The following is a 16,722-nucleotide window of genomic DNA, read 5'->3' as shown; positions in this document are numbered from 1 at the left end:
TTGGTCGATGCTCCGGTCGAGATTCTACTGATCACCGGTCCGGCCGGTGTCGGGAAATCGACGCTGTGCTGGGAAATGAGCGATCTGTTGGCCGCGGCCGGCATCGCCTATGCCGCGATCGAGACCGACGAGCTCGATCGCGTCTTCCCGAAGCCCAGTGACGAGGATCTGGCGCCGCTGGCGCGCGGCGCCCGCGATGTCAGCCAGCTCAACCTGGCCGCCCTTTGGGGCACCTATCGCGCCCTTGGGCACCGGCGCCTGCTGATGTCGGGCGTCATGCTCCATGTTGATTTCGACAGGCGCTGGATTCGCGCCGCCATCCCCGATGCGCAGATCACGGTCGTGCGCCTGCGTGCCGGCAATGAGACCCTGCTTGCGCGCCTCGACCGACGCGAGCAGGGGTCCGGTCGCGATGCCCAGATCGAGCGCAGTTTGCGTCAGGCCAGCCGTATGGCGAGCGAAGCTGTCGACGGCCATCTCGTCATCGACACGGACGGGCATTCGCCGACCGAACTTGCCCGCCTCGTCCTCGCGCGGACGGGCTGGCTGACGCCTGCCTGATCTGGCTGCGGCGGGAAACCGCCCGTTCGGCTGCTGCGTGTCCGCCCTGCATCGGGCGCCATTGTCTCTCCCCGCCCGCTCTGGTCCTCTGCCCGCCTCTCAGGGAAGGACCTTCACCATGCAATTCCGCAATCTCGGCCGCTCGGGCCTGCGCGTCTCGCTCGTCGGGCTCGGCTGCAACAATTTCGGCGGGCGCATCGATCTCGACGCGACCCGCAAGGTCGTCGATGCCGCGATCGAGCATGGCATCACCCTGTTCGACACCGCCGACATCTATGGCGAGCGTGGTGGATCGGAGACGGCGCTCGGCGAGGTTCTGGGCGCGCGGCGCAAGCAGATCGTGCTCGCCACCAAGTTCGGCATGGAGATGGATGCCGAGGGCGTGAAGAAGGGCGGTTCGCGCCGCTACATCATGAACGCCGTCGAGGATTCGCTGCGGCGCCTGAAGACCGACTGGATCGATCTCTACCAGCTCCACCGGCCCGACCCGCTGACCCCGATCGAGGAGACGCTGCGCGCGCTCGACGATCTCGTCCGCCAGGGCAAGGTTCGCTATGTCGGCTGCTCGAACGTCGTCGCCTGGCAGGTCGCCGATGCGCATTGGACGGCGCGCGACATCGGCATTCCCGGCTTCGCCTCGGCGCAGGACGAGTACAGCCTGCTGAAGCGCGGCGCCGAAGCCGATCTGATACCTGCCGTTGCCCATTACGGCATGGGGCTGCTGCCCTATTTCCCGCTCGCCAACGGCGCGTTGACCGGCAAGTACAAGCGCGGCGCGGCGATGCCGGAAGGCGCGCGCCTGACCAAGCTGCCGCAGCGCGCCGACGAGATCTTCAGCGAGGACAACTGGCGCCGCATCGAGGGGCTGACCGCCTTCGCCGAGGCGCGCGGCCATTCGCTGGTGGAGCTGGCCTTCTCCTGGCTCGCGGCGCAGCCCGTCGTATCGAGCGTCATTGCCGGCGCGACCAAACCCGAGCAGGTCGCGGCGAACGTCAAGGCTGCGGACTGGGCGCTGACGGCAGAGGATCTGGCGGAGATCGATGCGATCGTGAAATGAAGCCTGAAGTCCCCTCTCCCCTTGCGGGAGAGGGTTAGGGTGAGGGGTCTCGCGACGCTGATCGGTAGCGATTCAAGGCGGCGCGACCCTCATCCGGCCCTTCGGGCCACCTTCTCCCGCAAGGGGAGAAGAGAAGGTTCGCCATTCCTGACAGCTTCGTGCACAACGACGCGCTGCCGCCATGGACCGCCAGCGCAGGCCCGCTTATGGTCCGCGCCATGAGCGAGACAGCCACGACCGCCCCCGCCCTGAAGCCCGGCGACCACCTCTTCCTGGTCGACGGCTCGAACTTCATCTTCCGGGCCTATTTCCAGTCGATCAACCAGGACCGGAAATACAATGCCCGCTCGGACGGGCTGCCCTCGGGCGCGGTCCGGCTCTTCGCCACCAAGCTTTTCCAGTTCGTGCGCGAGGGCGTGCTCGGCGTCAGGCCGACGCACCTCGCCATCGTCTTCGACAAGTCGGAGAACTCCTTCCGCAAGGCGATCTACCCGGCCTACAAGGGCAACCGCTCCGAGCCCCCTGCCGATCTCATCCCGCAATTCCCGCTGATGCGCGAGGCTGTCCGCGCCTTCGGATTGATCCCGGTCGAGCAGGATGTCTACGAGGCCGACGACCTGATCGCGACCTATGCCAAGCAGGCGCGCGAGGCCGGCGCCGAGGTGCTGATCGTCTCGGCCGACAAGGACCTGATGCAGCTCGTGGGGCCGGGCGTCGCGATGTACGACCCTGCCTCCGGCGACCAGAAGAAGGGCGCGGGCTTCCGCGCCGAGCGGCGCATCGGCGAGCCCGAGGTCGTCGAGTATTTCGGCGTCACGCCCGACAAGGTCACCGATGTGCAGGCTTTGGCCGGCGATGCCACGGACAACGTGCCGGGCGCGCCCGGTATCGGCATTAAGACGGCCGCTCAGCTCATCGGCGAATATGGCGATCTCGAAACCCTGCTGGCGCGCGCCGGCGAGATCAAGCAGCCCAAGCGCCGGGAAACGCTGACCAACCCCGAGGTGGTCGAGAAGGTCCGCATCTCGCACAAGCTGGTCACGCTGGTTGACGACGTGAAGGTCGAGACCCCGCTGGAAAACCTGACGCTGGAGCAGCCGGACCCGGCGAAGCTCGTCGCCTTCCTCAAGGCGATGGAATTCACCACCATCACCAAGCGCGTCGCCGAGGCCTATGAGGCCGATATTGGCGCGATCGACGCCGACCCGGCGCTGGCCCCGGGCGGCTCGCGCGCGGCGGAACTCAAGGCGCTCTATGTCGGCGCCGACGCGCTCGAGGATGCCGTTTCGGCCGTGACGACGGCGACGCCGTCCGCCTCGGCGACCCCGCCCGAGGCTACCGGTGGCGAAGCCGGCTGGATGAAGCCGGCCGATCTCGCCGCCACGCGCAAGAACGAGGCGATCGCGGCGAAGATCGACCGTTCGACCTATGAATGCGTGCGCACGCTTGCCGATCTTGAACGCTGGATCGGCTGGGCCTATGAGGCCGGCCATGTCGCTGTGGACACCGAGACCAATTCGCTCGACGCGATGCAGGCCGATCTCATCGGCATCTCGCTCGCTGTGGCGCCGGGCCGCGCCTGCTACATCCCGATCCAGCACCGCGGCGGCGATGGCGGCCTGTTCGACGAAGGGCTGCTCGCCGATCAGATCCCGCTGGCGCAGGCGGTCGCGGCGCTGAAGCCCCTGCTGGCCGATGCAGGCGTGCTCAAGATCGGCCAGAACCTGAAATACGATCTGCTGATTCTGGAGCGCCACGGTCTCACCGTGTTCCCGGTCGAGGACACGATGCTGATCTCCTATGCGCTCGATGCCGGCATCAACAGCCATGGCATGGACAAGCTCTCGGAAATCCATCTGGGCCACGAGACGATCCCGTATTCGCAGGTCGCCGGCACCGGCAAGGCTCAGGTCACCTTCGACAAGGTGCCGCTCGACCGCGCGACGGACTACGCCGCCGAGGATGCCGACGTCACGCTCAGGCTCTGGCTCGCGCTGAAGCCGCGCCTCGCCGCCGAGAAGAAGACGGCGGTCTACGAGGTGCTGGAGCGGCCGATGGTCGCCGTACTCGCCAATATGGAGAAGCGCGGCATCGCCATCGACCGGCAGATCCTGTCGCGGCTTTCCGGCGATTTCGCGCAGGGGCTGGCCCGGCTCGAGGACGAGATCTACGAGCTCGCAGGCGAGAAGTTCACCATCGGCAGTCCCAAGCAGCTCGGCGACATCCTGTTCGGCCGGATGGGGCTAGCAGGCGCCAAGAAAACCGCGACCGGCCAATGGGCGACCGGCGCCGGCGTGCTGGAGGAGCTCGCCGAGCAGGGCCATCCGCTCCCCTCCAAGATTCTGGAGTGGCGCCAGCTCGCCAAGCTGAAATCGACCTATACCGACTCGCTGCCGGCCTATGTGAACCCGCAGACCAACCGGGTCCACACCTCCTATGCGCTGGCGGCGACGACGACGGGCCGGCTCTCCTCCTCCGAGCCCAACCTGCAGAACATCCCGATCCGCACCGAGGCCGGGCGCAAGATCAGGACCGCCTTCGTGCCGGAGAAGGGTTTCAAGCTCGTCTCGGCCGATTACAGCCAGATCGAATTGCGCCTGCTCGCCCATATCGCCGAGATCCCGCAGCTGCGGCAGGCCTTCGCCGATGGCATCGACATCCATGCGATGACGGCCTCGGAGATGTTCAGCGTGCCCGTCCAGGGCATGCCGAGCGAGGTCCGCCGTCGCGCCAAGGCGATTAATTTCGGCATCATCTACGGCATCTCGGCGTTCGGCCTCGCCAACCAGCTCGGCATCGGCCGGGAAGAGGCCAGCGCTTATATCCGTAAGTACTTCGAACGCTTCCCCGGCATCCGCGACTACATGGACCAGACCAAGACCCATGTACGCGCCCATGGCCAGGTCACGACCATCTTCGGCCGCGTCTGCCACTTCCCGGCGGTCTCCTCGAAGAACCCGTCGGAGCGCGCCTTCGTCGAGCGCCAGGCGATCAACGCGCCGATCCAGGGCTCGGCCGCCGATATCATCCGCCGTGCCATGACGCGTATGGATTCGGCCCTGACCGCGAACCGGCTCAACGCCCGCATGCTCTTGCAGGTCCATGACGAACTCGTCTTCGAGGTGCCGGAGGAAGAGGTCGAGAAGACCCTGCCGATCATCGAGAAGGTGATGGTCGACGCGCCGCATCCCGCCGTGCAATTGCGCGTGCCGCTCGCCGTCGAGGCCCGCGCCGCCGGCAACTGGGACGAGGCCCACTGAGCCGACCGGAACCGGGCTGACCATTCCCGCGTTAACATTCCCGGCGCGCCAGGGGGGGCGCGGGTCGCGCGTTGGAAGCAGGATCATGCTCAGCTCATCGGCCTGGAGGCCGTTTCCGCGTTACATGGCGGAGACGGAACCGGTGGACGAGACCGAAGAGGTCACACCCTACGAGCATGACCTCATCGTCCGCTACGCCATCGTCGGCATCTTCGTCATCCTGGCGACGGCCTCGCTCGCGCTGACCAAGGTCATCGCCATGCCGGTCATCGCGGGGGTGATCTTCGGGCTGGTCCTGGGGCCTCTCGTCGACTGGATGGTCCGGCACAATGTGCCGCAACAGGCGGCCGCGGCGCTGGTGATGCTGCTCTTCGTCGGCCTGCTTCTCGGCGGGATCGGCATCCTTGCTGTGCCCGTCGCGGGCTGGAGCGACCAGGCGCCGGCCATGATGGCGGCGCTGCAGGCCAAGCTCGCCGGCGTCTTCGCCTTCATGGACGAGTTCAAGCGCGGCGTCGCATCGATCACCGGCAAGGGTGCCGAGCTCAGCGTTTCCCAGGGCAATCCCCTGTTCGACATCGCCATGTCGTCCTCGGCGGCCGCCGGCGGCATGCTGATCTTCGTCGCGACCGTCTATTTCTGGCTGGCGACGCGTCGCCATCTCAAGGCGCGCGTGCTCCGGCTCTGCCTCGGCCGCGGCGCGCGCCGGTCCGCGGGCTCGTTCTTCGAGGAGATCGAGGAGCGGGTAGCGCGCTATTTCGGCCTGGTGACGATCATCAATCTCGGCATGGGCTTCCTGACCATGACCATCGCCTGGATCGCCGGCTTGCCGTTTCCGCTGTTCTGGGGCGCGCTCGCCTTCATGCTCAATTACCTCGCCTTCATCGGGCCCATCTTCGTCGCGGTCCTGCTGCTGGCGGGCGCATTGTTGGACGCTCCATCGCTCCTTGCCGCGCTGTGGCCGGCTGCGGCCTATTACGTCCTCCATCTGTTCGAGGGTAACGCGATCACCCCGGTCTTCGTCGGCAGCCGGCTGACGATCTCGCCCTTCCTCGTCTTCATCTCCTTCATCTTCTGGCTCTGGCTATGGGGACCGATCGGTGCCGTGCTTTCGACCCCGATCGTCATCGTGGCCATGGTGGCGCAGGAAGAATTCACGCGTTACCGCCGCGAGAAGGCCAAGGCCGACGCGGAAGAGAAGCCGGAGGCACAGGCCGCCTGAGTGCCGCGCCCGGAACAGAACCGGAGTGGACGCGTTGCGACACAGGCAGTGCCCCTTGCGGCGGCGACGTTGCATCGGCACCATTCCCTATTCAACAGCGACAGGAACTCATCGTCATGGCAACCACGACATCCGCGAAACGTCAGGCGGCTGCTGCCGCCAAGCGAGCCAAGGCAGAGGTCGAAGGCGGCGCCGAGGATGTCGCTGCGGAGGCACGCAGCGCCGGAGCACGCGCCAAGCGCCAGGCGAGCGCGCTGGAAGATACGCTGACGCGCAGCGCCGAGGATATCGCCGCGACCGTCGGCGAGCGCCTGCGCGCCGTTGGCGTGGATACCGACAAGATGGTCGACATCGCCAAGGAGCAGGCGACCGAGCTGCAAAAGCTGATCGAGGACGAGATCCGCGAGCGGCCGCTGCGCGCGCTCGGGCTGGCGGCGGCGGTCGGGCTGTTCGTCGGCTTCCTGTCGGCGCGCTGATCATGTTCGGGGGGATCGGATCTTTCATCGCTTCGGAAATCTCCGGCGCGGTGAAGCGCAATGTCATCGTCTACGGCCTGTTCGGCCTGGCGGCGCTGCTGGTGCTTTGCGCCGGCGGCTACGCGCTCAATGCCCTGCACACGATGCTGATGCTTCGCTACGGGGGGATTGCCGCAAGCCTCTGGATCGCTGGCGGCTTGTTTGCGACGGCACTCCTCGCCTTCTGCATCGCGCTTTACGTCAAGGGCCGACGCAGGCCGCCTCGTCCGGCCGCGACGGCTGCGCTCGCCGCCGCCCCCCTCGCCGCAAAGCTGATCGGTTCGCGCATGAGCTGGCGCTTGGCCCTGGCTGGCGGAATCGTCGTCCTTGGCGCAATTCTCGGCCGTCAGATCGTGGCCGGCGGGGCAGAGGACGACGAAGAGGCTTGATCCGAGGCGCCCATGGCGGTGGACGGGCCGTGTCATTTTACATAGGGATGTCGGCATGCGTCCTTTAACAAGGCTGGCATGTCCGATCAGGTGAGGCCCCGTAGCCGCTTCTCGCTTCCGGCCCTTCCGGCCTTCAGCACACGGCTCCGCTCGGCAACGACTACGGTCATCGCGATCGGTGTCGTCGCCGTGGCGGTGATCGTGGCTGCGTTGATCAATCAGCAGGCCCGGCGCACGGCGGATCTTGTCTCGCATGCGATCGAGATCCGCGAACGCGCGGAGCGCTTTCTCGGCCGCCTCCGCGATGCGGAGACGGGTCAGCGTGGATTTCTCCTGACCGGCCAGCCGAGCTATCTCGAGCCTTTCACCGAAGGGCGGGCGACGGCTGGCCCCGAGCTCGACATCCTGGCTGCGCTTGTCGATGCCGATCCGGCCCAGAAGGCGCAGGTGGCGAAGCTGCGTCAGGATATGGGCATCAAGTTCGAGGAACTCGATCGCACGATCACGCTGGAGCGGGCCGGACGCCGTGAGGAGGCGATCGCGCTCGTGCGCGATGCCGGCGGCATTGCGGCGATGGACCGGCTGCGCGACACGGTGCAGGAGATCCAGCAGGCCGAGAACACCCGTCTCCTCTCGCTCTATCGGCGTGAGGAGCGCAGGCGGCTCTGGAGCAGCACGGGCATCGTCGTCGCGCTCGCAGGGCTCGCCTTCGCGGCCTGGCAGCAGCTGCGCCGGCGCCAGCGCCGCACCGCCGCGCTGGCGGTCAGCAACGCCGAGCTCGAACAGATCGTCGGCGAGCGCACCCGCCAGCTCGAGAGCGAGCGCCTGCGGATCGAGGCGCTGCTGCGCGACGTCAATCACCGCGTCGGCAACAACCTGGCCATGGTCTCGGCCCTGCTCAATGTTCAAAGCCGGCAGACACGGCAGCCCGCGGTCAAGGCCGCGCTGGCGCAGGCGCAGTCCCGCATCCAGGCGATTGCGGCCGGCCAGCGCCGCCTGCGCCTCGACATCGAGACCGACGAGATCGATGCGCGTCCCTATATGGAGGACCTGCTGGCCGAGATCGGCAAGGCTGCGGAAGGCCGCCCGATCCGGATCGATCTCGACATGGAGTCGATCCGCCTTCCCGGGCGCGATGCGGTGTCCTTCGTCGTCATCGTCAACGAACTGGTGACCAACGCGATCAAGCACGCCTTTCCCGACGGCATGTCGGGATGCATCACCATCCGGCTTGCCCAGGATGAGGTGGAAGGCGTGCCGGTCCTGGCCATGACGATCGAGGATGACGGCGTCGGTTTCCCGGCCGAAGCTCAGAACAAGGGGCTTGGGCAGACGGTGATCGCGAGCCTGCTGCGCAGCATGCGGGCGAGCATGATGAGCCGGCCGCTGCATGCTGAAGCAGGAGAACGTCCGGGAACACGGATCAGGGTGATCTTTCCGAAGCGGGAGACCCCGCCAGCCTCGGCCTGACGCTAACCCTGAACGGTCTCGTCGGGAGCGGGCTCTATCGCGCTCACGACGAAAGCTGCGACTTCCCGGATCGAGAAGGGCTTGCGCAGGAAGCGGGCGTTCCGCAGCGGCGCCGGCACCTCATGCGGAGCGGAACCCGACACGAACGCGAACGGCGTTCCGGTCTGCTGGAGCGCGCTCGCGACCTCGAAGGTCTTCCCCCCGACGACATCGATGTCGAGCAGGGCACAGGAAAGCTGGCGAGACGCGGCACGTCTCGCCTCTGCGACGGATTCGACCACGATCAGCTCGGCATCGGCGCCGAGCTGTTCTGCGACGGCACTTTCGATGTCCATCGCGATGAACGGGTCATCTTCGACGATCAGAACGCGGATATCAGCCATTGACCGGCTTCTCACTCACTGCAATCCCAGCACGGCTCGATAACGTCATAGGATTGGCGATGTTCCTGCTCTCGCTCAGTAAGGCCCGAAAAGCCTCGATTTTGAATCGAATTTGCCAAGTCAGGGTTAGCAAAACGTAATCTTGGGTCTTTTTTGCCTTCAGCTTAGCGCCGCCGGCCGGGAGCGACGAGCGTCAGCTCGAAGCTGGTGACGCCGACAGCGACATTGATGCCGCGATTGCCCTGGAAAGGCAGCGGCTGCAGGGTCACCGCGTTGTTGTCGCCGCCCACGAGGGTGTTGCCTCCCGCTCCGGGCGTTGCGCCTGTCGCCTTGTACTGGCCCGCGAGCGCTCCCAGCGGCGCACGCGCATAGGGGCCGTAGACGCGCCAGGCCAGCGCGGCGCTGCGGACGGAGGCGAGGTCGAGCCCGAAGCTCCGAACGATGCCGGTATAGTGCTGCAGGGGTCCGCGACGGGGGCGGAAACGGCACTCCATCGGCTTCTGCGCCGTCACGACCGGCGCCAGGCCGCCGCTGACTGTGCAGGACAGCCGGCCTGTCGGCGGTTCGCTCGACTGGGCCAGCGCAGGGGTGGACATGCTTGCCAGGCCAGCGAGGGCGGCAAGGGCAAGGAGGAGACGGGGTTGCCCAAAAGTCATCGCGTAGGCTCCTGGCGAGGTGACGGACGGAACGCCTCAAGAATCCCACAGTTCCGGCTTAGAGGAACCAAAGGAAGCTTGTTGCGTTGGCGCTTCATCTTGGCATGGGAACGTCGATGTCCGTGAGTCGCCCGCTGGGAGAAATCCCAATAATTCACGATCCGGCTCCGGACCCGGCCCTGCCGCCGTTCTGGGAGCTCGAGGATTTGATCGCGACCGGGCTCGATTGCGATGCGGCGCTGGCGGTGATGGCAGCGCGGCGCGCCGGCCCGAGACTCGTCGATGTGGACGATGCCGATGATTCCCCGGAGCGGCAATCGTTCCTCATGCGGTTCGACATCTCGGAATAGGCTCCGTTCACTGGCAGAAGCGTGATGCGCGCGAGCGCCGCGCCTGGATGTCGACGTGAAGGTGATTGGCGTGTGCGGCGTCTGAGCCGGGTCCCAGCGCCGTCATGAAGGCTCCGCAAGCCGATTGACGCACGCCATCGAGGAAGCGGTTCTGCGCAAGTCCCGAAGGCTTCTCGACCGAGATCACTTCCGATTTGCCGCCTTCCGCCAGCTTGAAGGCGAAGATGTCCAGAGCCTGACCCGTCGCGTGTTCGCTGATCGGGCCGGCCGAAGCGCGGTTGCGCCTTCGGCATTCCTGCCCTCCGCCGACACGCAGCCCCGTCAATCCCAGAGCGAAATGTCCCTGCGCAAGCGGCTGAACGCTGGTGTCGAGCCAATCGGCGACGGCTGATGCCATCGCGCAGCTGACGAGCGGCGCCGGATCGAACGTGACCGTGAGCGCTGCCCTGCTTCCGCGGAGCGCGAGGGCGTGGAGGCGAACCGGCTCTTCGACGCGACAGGCCGCGTCGGCTTGCCCGAGCTCCGCCACGGCCGGCTCGATCCGGTTGCCGGGAATGGCCGCCAGCCTGGACAGGCATGTCGATGCGCTCGATGGCGTCGGCTCGGCCGGCGCCGGCTGCTCCGGTTGCGGCGGCTTGACCACGTTCCGCTCGACGGGTGCACGCGGGAGAAGCTCCGCAGGTCGCGGCGGGGGCAGGGGGCCGGCGGAAGCGGAAGGAGCGGGTTTTGCCTGTGCCGACGCGACACAGGGACAGACCCAGACGGCCATCGCGATCAGGGCGGCCTTGGCGTGGCCGGAGCGTATCGCAGAACTCAACCGTCGAGGGCCGCGGCGCCGGCGACGGCGAGGCTCGTCAAGGCTGCAAGTGCCAGCGACAAAACCTCCCCGCTCAGCGCTCCAGGCGCCACCGCTCCCGAAAACAACGCTGTCGCGATCGAACTCGCCGCGACTGCTGCTGACAAGCAGGTCATCGCCATGGCCCACGCCCTCCCGAACCGGATACCAAACCGACATCGTGACGCGAACGCTCGATGACGGGGCTTGTTCCCGAGCCCGCGACAAAAAAAGCCCGCGGTCGCGCCGCGGGCTTCGACGGTGGGAAAACGCCGGTTCAGGCGGCCTTGCGACCCGCGCGCCGGTCGAAGAACAGCGCCTGGCTGATCGCTGCCTTCACCGCTTCCGGCTGGAAAGGCTTGGTGATCAGGAAGGCGGGCTCGGGCCGGTCGCCGGTGAGCAAACGCTCGGGATAGGCGGTGATGAAGATCACCGGCACGTCGATCGAAGACAGGATTTCGTTCACGGCATCGAGACCCGAGCTGCCATCGGCGAGCTGGATATCGGCCAGCACGAGCCCTGGCCGCTTCTTCGCGACGAGAGCGATGGCTTCGCGCTGGGTGCGGGCGACGCCGGTGACGGTATGGCCGAGCTCCTCGACCATCGTCTCGATGTCGAGCGCGATGATCGGCTCGTCCTCGATGATGAGCACGTCGGTTGCAACCTGCTCCGCGATCTCCTGGCCGGCGGTCTGGACCAGCGTGGCGGCATCGCCCGGGTTGATGCCCATGATCGTCGCGACCTCCTCGATGGAAAAGCCCTCGACGGTCCGCAGCAGGAAAGCCTGCCGTGGTCGCGGGGTCAGCGCTTCGAGATTGCGTTCGGCCGGAGCCCGCGTGAGCTCGACGATCGGCTCGCGCGTATCGACGCTGGCCGAGGACCATAGCTTCAGGAAGGCTTGATAGAGGCCGATTCGCGGGTCGATCCCGCGAGGGAAGCCGGAAGGATCAGCCACCAGCGCTTCCAGCATCGCTACGACATAAGCGTCGCCGCTGGTTTGCGTGCCGGTGAGCGCTCGGGCAAACCGGCGCAGGTAAGGAAGATGAGGCGCAATTTCTTTGGCGATCGACATGAACGCATCCCTTTTATCGTGCCGAAATAATGGCTTAGGATGGGCCGCTGACAAGGAATTTATTTTTTGTCGGATGCGGAACTTTTTGGAATCTAGGCTGTTATTACGGCGCATTGGTGTCGCCACCGCCACTGGGCTTTGGTTTCGCCGACGAAGAAACGGAATGCGGGACTTGCTGGAAAAGCAGGCTCGGTAGTGGCGCGAGGGCTGATATGAGCAATCTGGATGCAGCGATGTCCGAACCCGACGGAGGCGATAGTGACGACTTCGAACTGGTTCTGGACCCGAAGGTGCAGGAATCCATTGGTCGCTCGCTGAAGGCCCATTACGACGACATCGTGAACGCGCCCGTGCCGGACAAGTTCCTCGTCCTGCTGGCGCAGCTTGAAGCCACCGAACAGCGCGCAGCCGGAGCGTCGTCCGATGAGCGCAAGTGACGCCAGGACCGCTGCCCAAGCCAACGAGTTCAAGGATGGCTTGATCCGCGAAATCCCCAATCTGCGTGCCTTCGCGGCTTCCCTGTCTGGCTCGATGCAGCTGGCGGACGATCTGGTGCAGGATACGCTGCTCAAGGCCTGGGGCAATTCCGACAAGTTCGAACCGGGCACGAGCTTGCGCGCCTGGCTGTTCACGATCCTGCGCAATACCTATTACTCCCTCTATCGCAAGCGCGGCCGCGAGGTGCAGGACAGCGAGGGCACCTATGCCGAGCGCATGGCGACCCATGGCAACCAGGAGAGCCATCTCGACCTCGCCGATTTCCGCAAGGCGCTGGCGAAGCTCCCCGAGGAGCAGCGGGAAGTCCTGATCATGGTCGGTGCGACCGGCCTGTCCTACGAAGAGGCTGCGGACATCTGCGGCGTGGCCATCGGCACCATCAAGAGCCGGGTCAATAGGGCGCGGACCAAGCTCGCCGAACTGCTCTCGATCGGCGGGGTCGACGATCTCGGGCCGGACCGCACCAGTGCGGCCGCGATGCAAAGGGTCGGTTCCGAACCTGTTGGTTCCTGATGCGTCTGGCGAAAATCAGCACCGTTCGCGGGCGCCTTCTGGCCCTGCTGATCGCCATTGCGGTGCCGGTCGGATGTGCCTCCGCATTCGCAGCCTATGCAACCTACCGGGCCGCCATAGCGACGATCGAAACCGCACAGGCCCGGGCCGTCGATGACTTCGCGGTGCGGACACGGGTCTGGTATCGCGGCGCTTCACGGGCTTTGCTCGCCTTCGGCACGGTGGCGATCGATGCGCGCCTCGACGGCGCTGTTTGCGAAGAGGCCGCGCTGGGGGCGTTGAAACGGGCGAGCGGCTTCCGTGCGTTCTTCCTGCGCAGCGCCGACGGACGCGTTTGCGCGGGCTCTCTCGACGCAGATCTATCAAGCGAGGTGATGAGCAACGTCGCCCGGCAACTTGCCGGGCTTTCTTCTGTCGCGACCTGGAACGGAGCCGATCTCGGCAGGCTTCGCTACGATCAGGTCACGCTCGCGGGTCGTCGTTACCTCGCCGTTCTGATGGCGGACGAACAGGCCTCGGGCGGGGGGCTGCAGGAGGCCCTTCTCCTGACGACTCCGGATCTGCTGGAGAACGTGTTCGACCTCGGCGATGGCGGCCGGGATATGAATGTCGCCTTGATCGGCCGTGGTGGCGCTGTTGTGGCCAGCCGCGGCGAGGATGCCGACATGTCATGGCTGCCGCAGCAGGATCGCCTCCCGACCGGGCGCGAGCGCTGGACGGCACCAAGCCGGTCAGGTCCAGGCCGCATTTATACGGCCCGGATGGTCGCCGAGCCGGACTTCTTCGTCATAGCCAGCTTCGACGACGGACCTGCCAAAGCCGCGCGCGTGCAGTTCATGGTGCTTCTGCTGGCGCCGCTCATCACGCTTGGCTTGCTCTGCCTCGTCTATCTGCGGGCGATCGACAAGCACTGCGTTCGCTGGCTGCGCGGCATCGAGGCGGCCGCACGGGCTCGGGCTTCCCTGGGGCGGACGAGAGCGGCGATCGCCGACGACATGCCGAGCGACATCCGCAGCGTGGCGGAAGCCTTCAACGCCATGGTCGACGAGCAGGAGGTGCGTCAGCGCCGGCTCCAGACCGCGCTCGACGACAACCGCTTTCTGGTGCGCGAACTGCATCATCGGGTGAAGAACAGCCTGCAGGTCGTCCAGAGCTATATCGGCCTGAGCAAGCGCGATTATCGCAACGAGGCCCGGCTGGCGCTCGCCGATGCCGAGTGCCGTGTCCATGTGCTCTCTGCCGCCTATCGCTTCACCCTGGCCGACGGCGAGATGCAGCCGGTCCGCGTCGACCTGTTCCTCGACGATGTCGTCACGATGATCTCGAACCTGATCCGCAGCCGCGACCAGTGGGTCACGAGCCGGATCGATACCACGGCGACACTCTCGGTCGACCGCATCATCCCATTGGGGTTCCTGGTGGCGGATGTCGCTTCGCGCGCGTTGCGCAGCACGCCCGAAGTGCGGATTACGGTCAGCGTCGTCGATATCGATGAAGCCACGATCGAAGTCGGCCTCGACGCCGACCGCGAGATCAGCCATGGCGCCCCGCCGCGCATCTTCGCCGGCCTGATCGCCCAGATCGAGGCCGTTCAGACGGCCGATCCCCAGAGCCATTCGCTCGGCCGCTGGCGCGTCAGGCACGCCGTCTGAGCGCTATGGCTGCGCGGCCTGCGCGGGTTCGATCGCAACGCCGACGCTGAGCCCCAGGAAGGAGCCGGCCGGCCCGACGAAGCTGCCTGCGACGGCCGAGGCATCCTCCGGCACGCGCGCGACAGCGACACGCAGGAGCTGCCGGTCGGCGACGAGATCATTGGTCGGGTCGAATTCGACCCAGCCATCGCCGGGGATGAAGACGTCGGCCCAGGCATGGGTCAGCCCGACGGCGCTGATCAGCGAAGACGCCTCCAGGCTCCGGTCATGGATGTAGCCGGTGACGAAGCGCGCGGCGAAACCCATGCGCCGGGCGAGCTCGATGAACAGCCAGGCATAGTCGCGGCACGAGCCGCTGGAGTTTTCTAGCGTATCGACGGGATGCTGCGTCCCCTCGTCGAAGCGCACGGCATAGGAAAGCGCATCGTGGATCGCATGGGCCAGATCGCGCAGAAGATGGCCCGAGCCCTGGCCGATCCGGGCTCTGAAATCTGCGAGCCAGCGATCGAGATGCTTGTCGGGGTCGGCGCTGGCGAGCATCAGGAAAGGCTGGAGAACCGCTCGCTCGTTTTCGCTGTAGACCACGCCGGTGAGCGCGGCCCCGGGCTTGATTTCGGTCCGGGGCAGGGCCGAGCCGAAGCGCTGGAGCGTCAGGATGCTGACGATTTCGAGCGTATCGGCCTCGGCTTTGAAATTCGCGATGGCGACGGGGTTGCCGTAGGCGTCATGCATCCAGGTGAGATGGGCGTGCGGCGAGATCGAGAGCGCGGTGTCGAAGACACGCAGGTCGAAGCTGTCGCGCGGCCGCAGCATCAGCCGGTGCGGACCGAAGGCCACGGGCTGGGCATAGCGGTAGGTCGTTGCGTGCCGAATGCGCAGCAGCATGGGGTTTCCGCCTGCAAGAAGCCAAAAAATAAGCCGCCAGAGGCGGCTTTGAAGTGCGACGCGAGGATGCGTCGCGCATGTAACGCGGGAAATCCCGTCAGGTTCCGCCGCTACGCATTTTTAGATCCTCACGTGCTCAGCGCACGATATGCGTGACGAGCCCGCCCGCCATCGCCTGCTGCGAAGGCGAGGCGATCGCACGCTTCGCGGTGCTCTGCGCGCGGTCTGAGCGATCGACCGCCGCGAACCGGAGATCGGCAGCCTGATCACGCTCGCCCTTGGCCATCGCGACGGTGGTCGAACTCTGGTCGGTCGGCGCCTGCAATTGTGCTCCGAGCGTCAGGCCGGTGACGGCTGCGCCCATGAATCCGAAGAAGAGGAGGGCTCGTGCAGCCGGGGCAAGACTGGCTTTCGGCATATCTGTCTCCCAACGCTTTCCGACGCCAAACGTCGGGTTTCAGCAGGAAAACGCGACGGAAGCCCTGATGGTTCCCTTGGTCCCGGCAGGGAACGCGTGGCCGCCTGTGCGCGTTGGGCGATTGCCGGCGCTTTCCGCATCGGCCTCGGGGGATCGATCCGCTCATGAACATCGTCAGTAAGCAGGGACGGTTGGGTACGCCCTGCCTTGCCTGCCCGCTGCGGCTGAAACCCGCTTTCAAGGACAAGACCGACGACGAGATCCGATTCATCCAGGCGATGAAGATCGATCATCGCGCGCTGCCGGCAGGCGCCGACATCATCCACCCCGGACAGGAGGATGCGGAACTCTATACGCTCTATTCGGGCTGGGCCTTCCGCTACAAATCCCTGCCGGATGGGCGCCGCCAGATCCTGAATTTCCTGCTGCCGGGCGACCTCGTCGGCCTGCAGGCCTCTCTGCTCAGCGCTTCCGAGCACGGCATCGAGGCACTCACCGAGGTCGAGCTTTGTGTCTTCTCGCGCAGGCGGATCTGGGACCTGTTCGTGAAAATGCCGTCTCTGGCCTACGAGCTGGCGTGGCTGGGCTCGCGCGAGGAGAGTCTGATCGACGATAATCTGACGTCGGTGGGCCAGCGCAACGCAGGCGAGCGCGTCGCGGCGCTGGTGATCTCGCTCTATCACCGGGCCGATGCGCTTGGCCTGGTGAGCAACGACAGCTTCGCCTTTCCGCTCTCGCAGCAGCAGCTTGCCGATGCACTCGGCCTCTCGCTCGTCCACACCAGCAAGACCTGGTCGCGCCTGCGCAAGGCTGGCCTGTTCTCGCTGTCGGGAGGGCGTCTGACGTTGCTCAATCCGCGCCTGACGGCGCGTATGGCCTCGGTCTACGAGCAGAATTCGACGCCCAGGCCGCTGATCTGAAGCGTTTGTCCGATGGTTGTTGGCTGGAAAGCGGAAAAGAGCTTGGCGGGCGGCCGCTCTTGACCCCAT

The 16,722-nt window shown here is 66.1% G+C and carries 18 protein-coding genes; 12 read left to right on the top strand and 6 right to left on the bottom strand.

The window, feature by feature from the left end:
* From AC2FAN_RS09625 to AC2FAN_RS09595, 7 genes are all read left to right on the top strand, one after another.
* Window positions 1-561, top strand: a complete 561-nt coding sequence (locus tag AC2FAN_RS09625) for an AAA family ATPase (protein WP_485173547.1) — start codon at window positions 1-3, stop codon at window positions 559-561.
* A 118-nt stretch (window positions 562-679) separates the two neighbouring features.
* On the top strand, window positions 680-1,618 hold the full coding sequence (locus AC2FAN_RS09620; protein ID WP_485173545.1) for an aldo/keto reductase: 939 nt from the start codon (window positions 680-682) through the stop codon (window positions 1,616-1,618).
* Window positions 1,619-1,836: 218 nt separating this feature from the next.
* On the top strand, window positions 1,837-4,878 hold the full coding sequence (gene polA, locus AC2FAN_RS09615) for a DNA polymerase I (protein ID WP_485173543.1): 3,042 nt from the start codon (window positions 1,837-1,839) through the stop codon (window positions 4,876-4,878).
* Between the two features lie 142 nt (window positions 4,879-5,020).
* The gene (locus tag AC2FAN_RS09610) at window positions 5,021-6,097 is read left to right on the top strand and encodes an AI-2E family transporter (RefSeq protein WP_476805347.1); all 1,077 of its coding nucleotides are present in this window, start codon (window positions 5,021-5,023) and stop codon (window positions 6,095-6,097) included.
* 116 nt (window positions 6,098-6,213) lie between these two features.
* Complete coding sequence (locus tag AC2FAN_RS09605; protein WP_265051156.1) at window positions 6,214-6,573, top strand: DUF883 C-terminal domain-containing protein; 360 nt, start codon at window positions 6,214-6,216, stop codon at window positions 6,571-6,573.
* Between the two features lie 2 nt (window positions 6,574-6,575).
* Window positions 6,576-7,001: a hypothetical protein gene (locus AC2FAN_RS09600; protein ID WP_265051157.1), complete on the top strand. Its 426-nt coding sequence runs from the start codon at window positions 6,576-6,578 to the stop codon at window positions 6,999-7,001.
* A gap of 78 nt (window positions 7,002-7,079) precedes the next feature.
* The gene (locus AC2FAN_RS09595; protein WP_485173542.1) at window positions 7,080-8,471 is read left to right on the top strand and encodes a sensor histidine kinase; all 1,392 of its coding nucleotides are present in this window, start codon (window positions 7,080-7,082) and stop codon (window positions 8,469-8,471) included.
* Between the two features lie 2 nt (window positions 8,472-8,473).
* On the opposite strand, the gene AC2FAN_RS09590 is transcribed toward AC2FAN_RS09595, so the two are convergent.
* Both AC2FAN_RS09590 and AC2FAN_RS09585 read right to left on the bottom strand, forming a co-directional pair.
* A complete protein-coding gene (locus AC2FAN_RS09590; protein ID WP_265051159.1) occupies window positions 8,474-8,854 on the bottom strand; it encodes a response regulator in 381 nt (126 codons plus the stop codon).
* Between the two features lie 164 nt (window positions 8,855-9,018).
* Window positions 9,019-9,450, bottom strand: a complete 432-nt coding sequence (locus AC2FAN_RS09585) for a DUF992 domain-containing protein (protein ID WP_265051160.1) — start codon at window positions 9,448-9,450, stop codon at window positions 9,019-9,021.
* A gap of 176 nt (window positions 9,451-9,626) precedes the next feature.
* On the opposite strand from AC2FAN_RS09585, the gene AC2FAN_RS09580 reads away from it, so the two are divergent.
* On the top strand, window positions 9,627-9,860 hold the full coding sequence (locus AC2FAN_RS09580) for a hypothetical protein (protein WP_265051161.1): 234 nt from the start codon (window positions 9,627-9,629) through the stop codon (window positions 9,858-9,860).
* Window positions 9,861-9,867: 7 nt separating this feature from the next.
* Here the strand turns inward: AC2FAN_RS09580 and AC2FAN_RS09575 are convergent, their stop codons facing one another.
* Together AC2FAN_RS09575 and AC2FAN_RS09570 are read right to left on the bottom strand one after the other, a co-directional pair.
* On the bottom strand, window positions 9,868-10,845 hold the full coding sequence (locus AC2FAN_RS09575) for an extensin-like domain-containing protein (protein ID WP_485173541.1): 978 nt from the start codon (window positions 10,843-10,845) through the stop codon (window positions 9,868-9,870).
* Window positions 10,846-10,972: 127 nt separating this feature from the next.
* Window positions 10,973-11,767: a response regulator gene (locus AC2FAN_RS09570; RefSeq protein ID WP_476805341.1), complete on the bottom strand. Its 795-nt coding sequence runs from the start codon at window positions 11,765-11,767 to the stop codon at window positions 10,973-10,975.
* 212 nt (window positions 11,768-11,979) lie between these two features.
* Between AC2FAN_RS09570 and AC2FAN_RS09565 the strand changes: the two genes are divergently transcribed.
* From AC2FAN_RS09565 to AC2FAN_RS09555, 3 genes are read left to right on the top strand one after another with little or no spacing between them, the layout of a single operon-like run.
* Entirely contained in the window at window positions 11,980-12,204 is a 225-nt protein-coding gene (locus AC2FAN_RS09565; protein WP_265051163.1) for a NepR family anti-sigma factor, read from the top strand.
* Window positions 12,191-12,778, top strand: a complete 588-nt coding sequence (locus AC2FAN_RS09560) for a sigma-70 family RNA polymerase sigma factor (RefSeq protein ID WP_265051164.1) — start codon at window positions 12,191-12,193, stop codon at window positions 12,776-12,778. The genes AC2FAN_RS09565 and AC2FAN_RS09560 overlap by 14 nt, the downstream gene beginning before the upstream one ends.
* A complete protein-coding gene (locus AC2FAN_RS09555; RefSeq protein WP_485173540.1) occupies window positions 12,778-14,430 on the top strand; it encodes a sensor histidine kinase in 1,653 nt (550 codons plus the stop codon). The genes AC2FAN_RS09560 and AC2FAN_RS09555 overlap by 1 nt, the downstream gene beginning before the upstream one ends.
* A gap of 3 nt (window positions 14,431-14,433) precedes the next feature.
* Here the strand turns inward: AC2FAN_RS09555 and AC2FAN_RS09550 are convergent, their stop codons facing one another.
* Entirely contained in the window at window positions 14,434-15,315 is an 882-nt protein-coding gene (locus tag AC2FAN_RS09550; RefSeq protein ID WP_485173539.1) for a transglutaminase family protein, read from the bottom strand.
* Between the two features lie 136 nt (window positions 15,316-15,451).
* A complete protein-coding gene (locus tag AC2FAN_RS09545; RefSeq protein WP_265051167.1) occupies window positions 15,452-15,733 on the bottom strand; it encodes a hypothetical protein in 282 nt (93 codons plus the stop codon).
* 164 nt (window positions 15,734-15,897) lie between these two features.
* On the opposite strand from AC2FAN_RS09545, the gene AC2FAN_RS09540 reads away from it, so the two are divergent.
* Window positions 15,898-16,653 carry a Crp/Fnr family transcriptional regulator gene (locus AC2FAN_RS09540; protein ID WP_265051168.1) on the top strand — a complete coding sequence of 252 codons (756 nt, stop codon included), beginning with the start codon at window positions 15,898-15,900 and terminating at the stop codon, window positions 16,651-16,653.
* Window positions 16,654-16,722: the final 69 nt, after the last annotated feature.

Source organism: Allobosea sp. RIT-PG3_2, from assembly GCF_057321085.1.
Note: the sequence above shows the minus strand (reverse complement) of the source record. Positions and strands in the feature narration are given on the sequence as shown.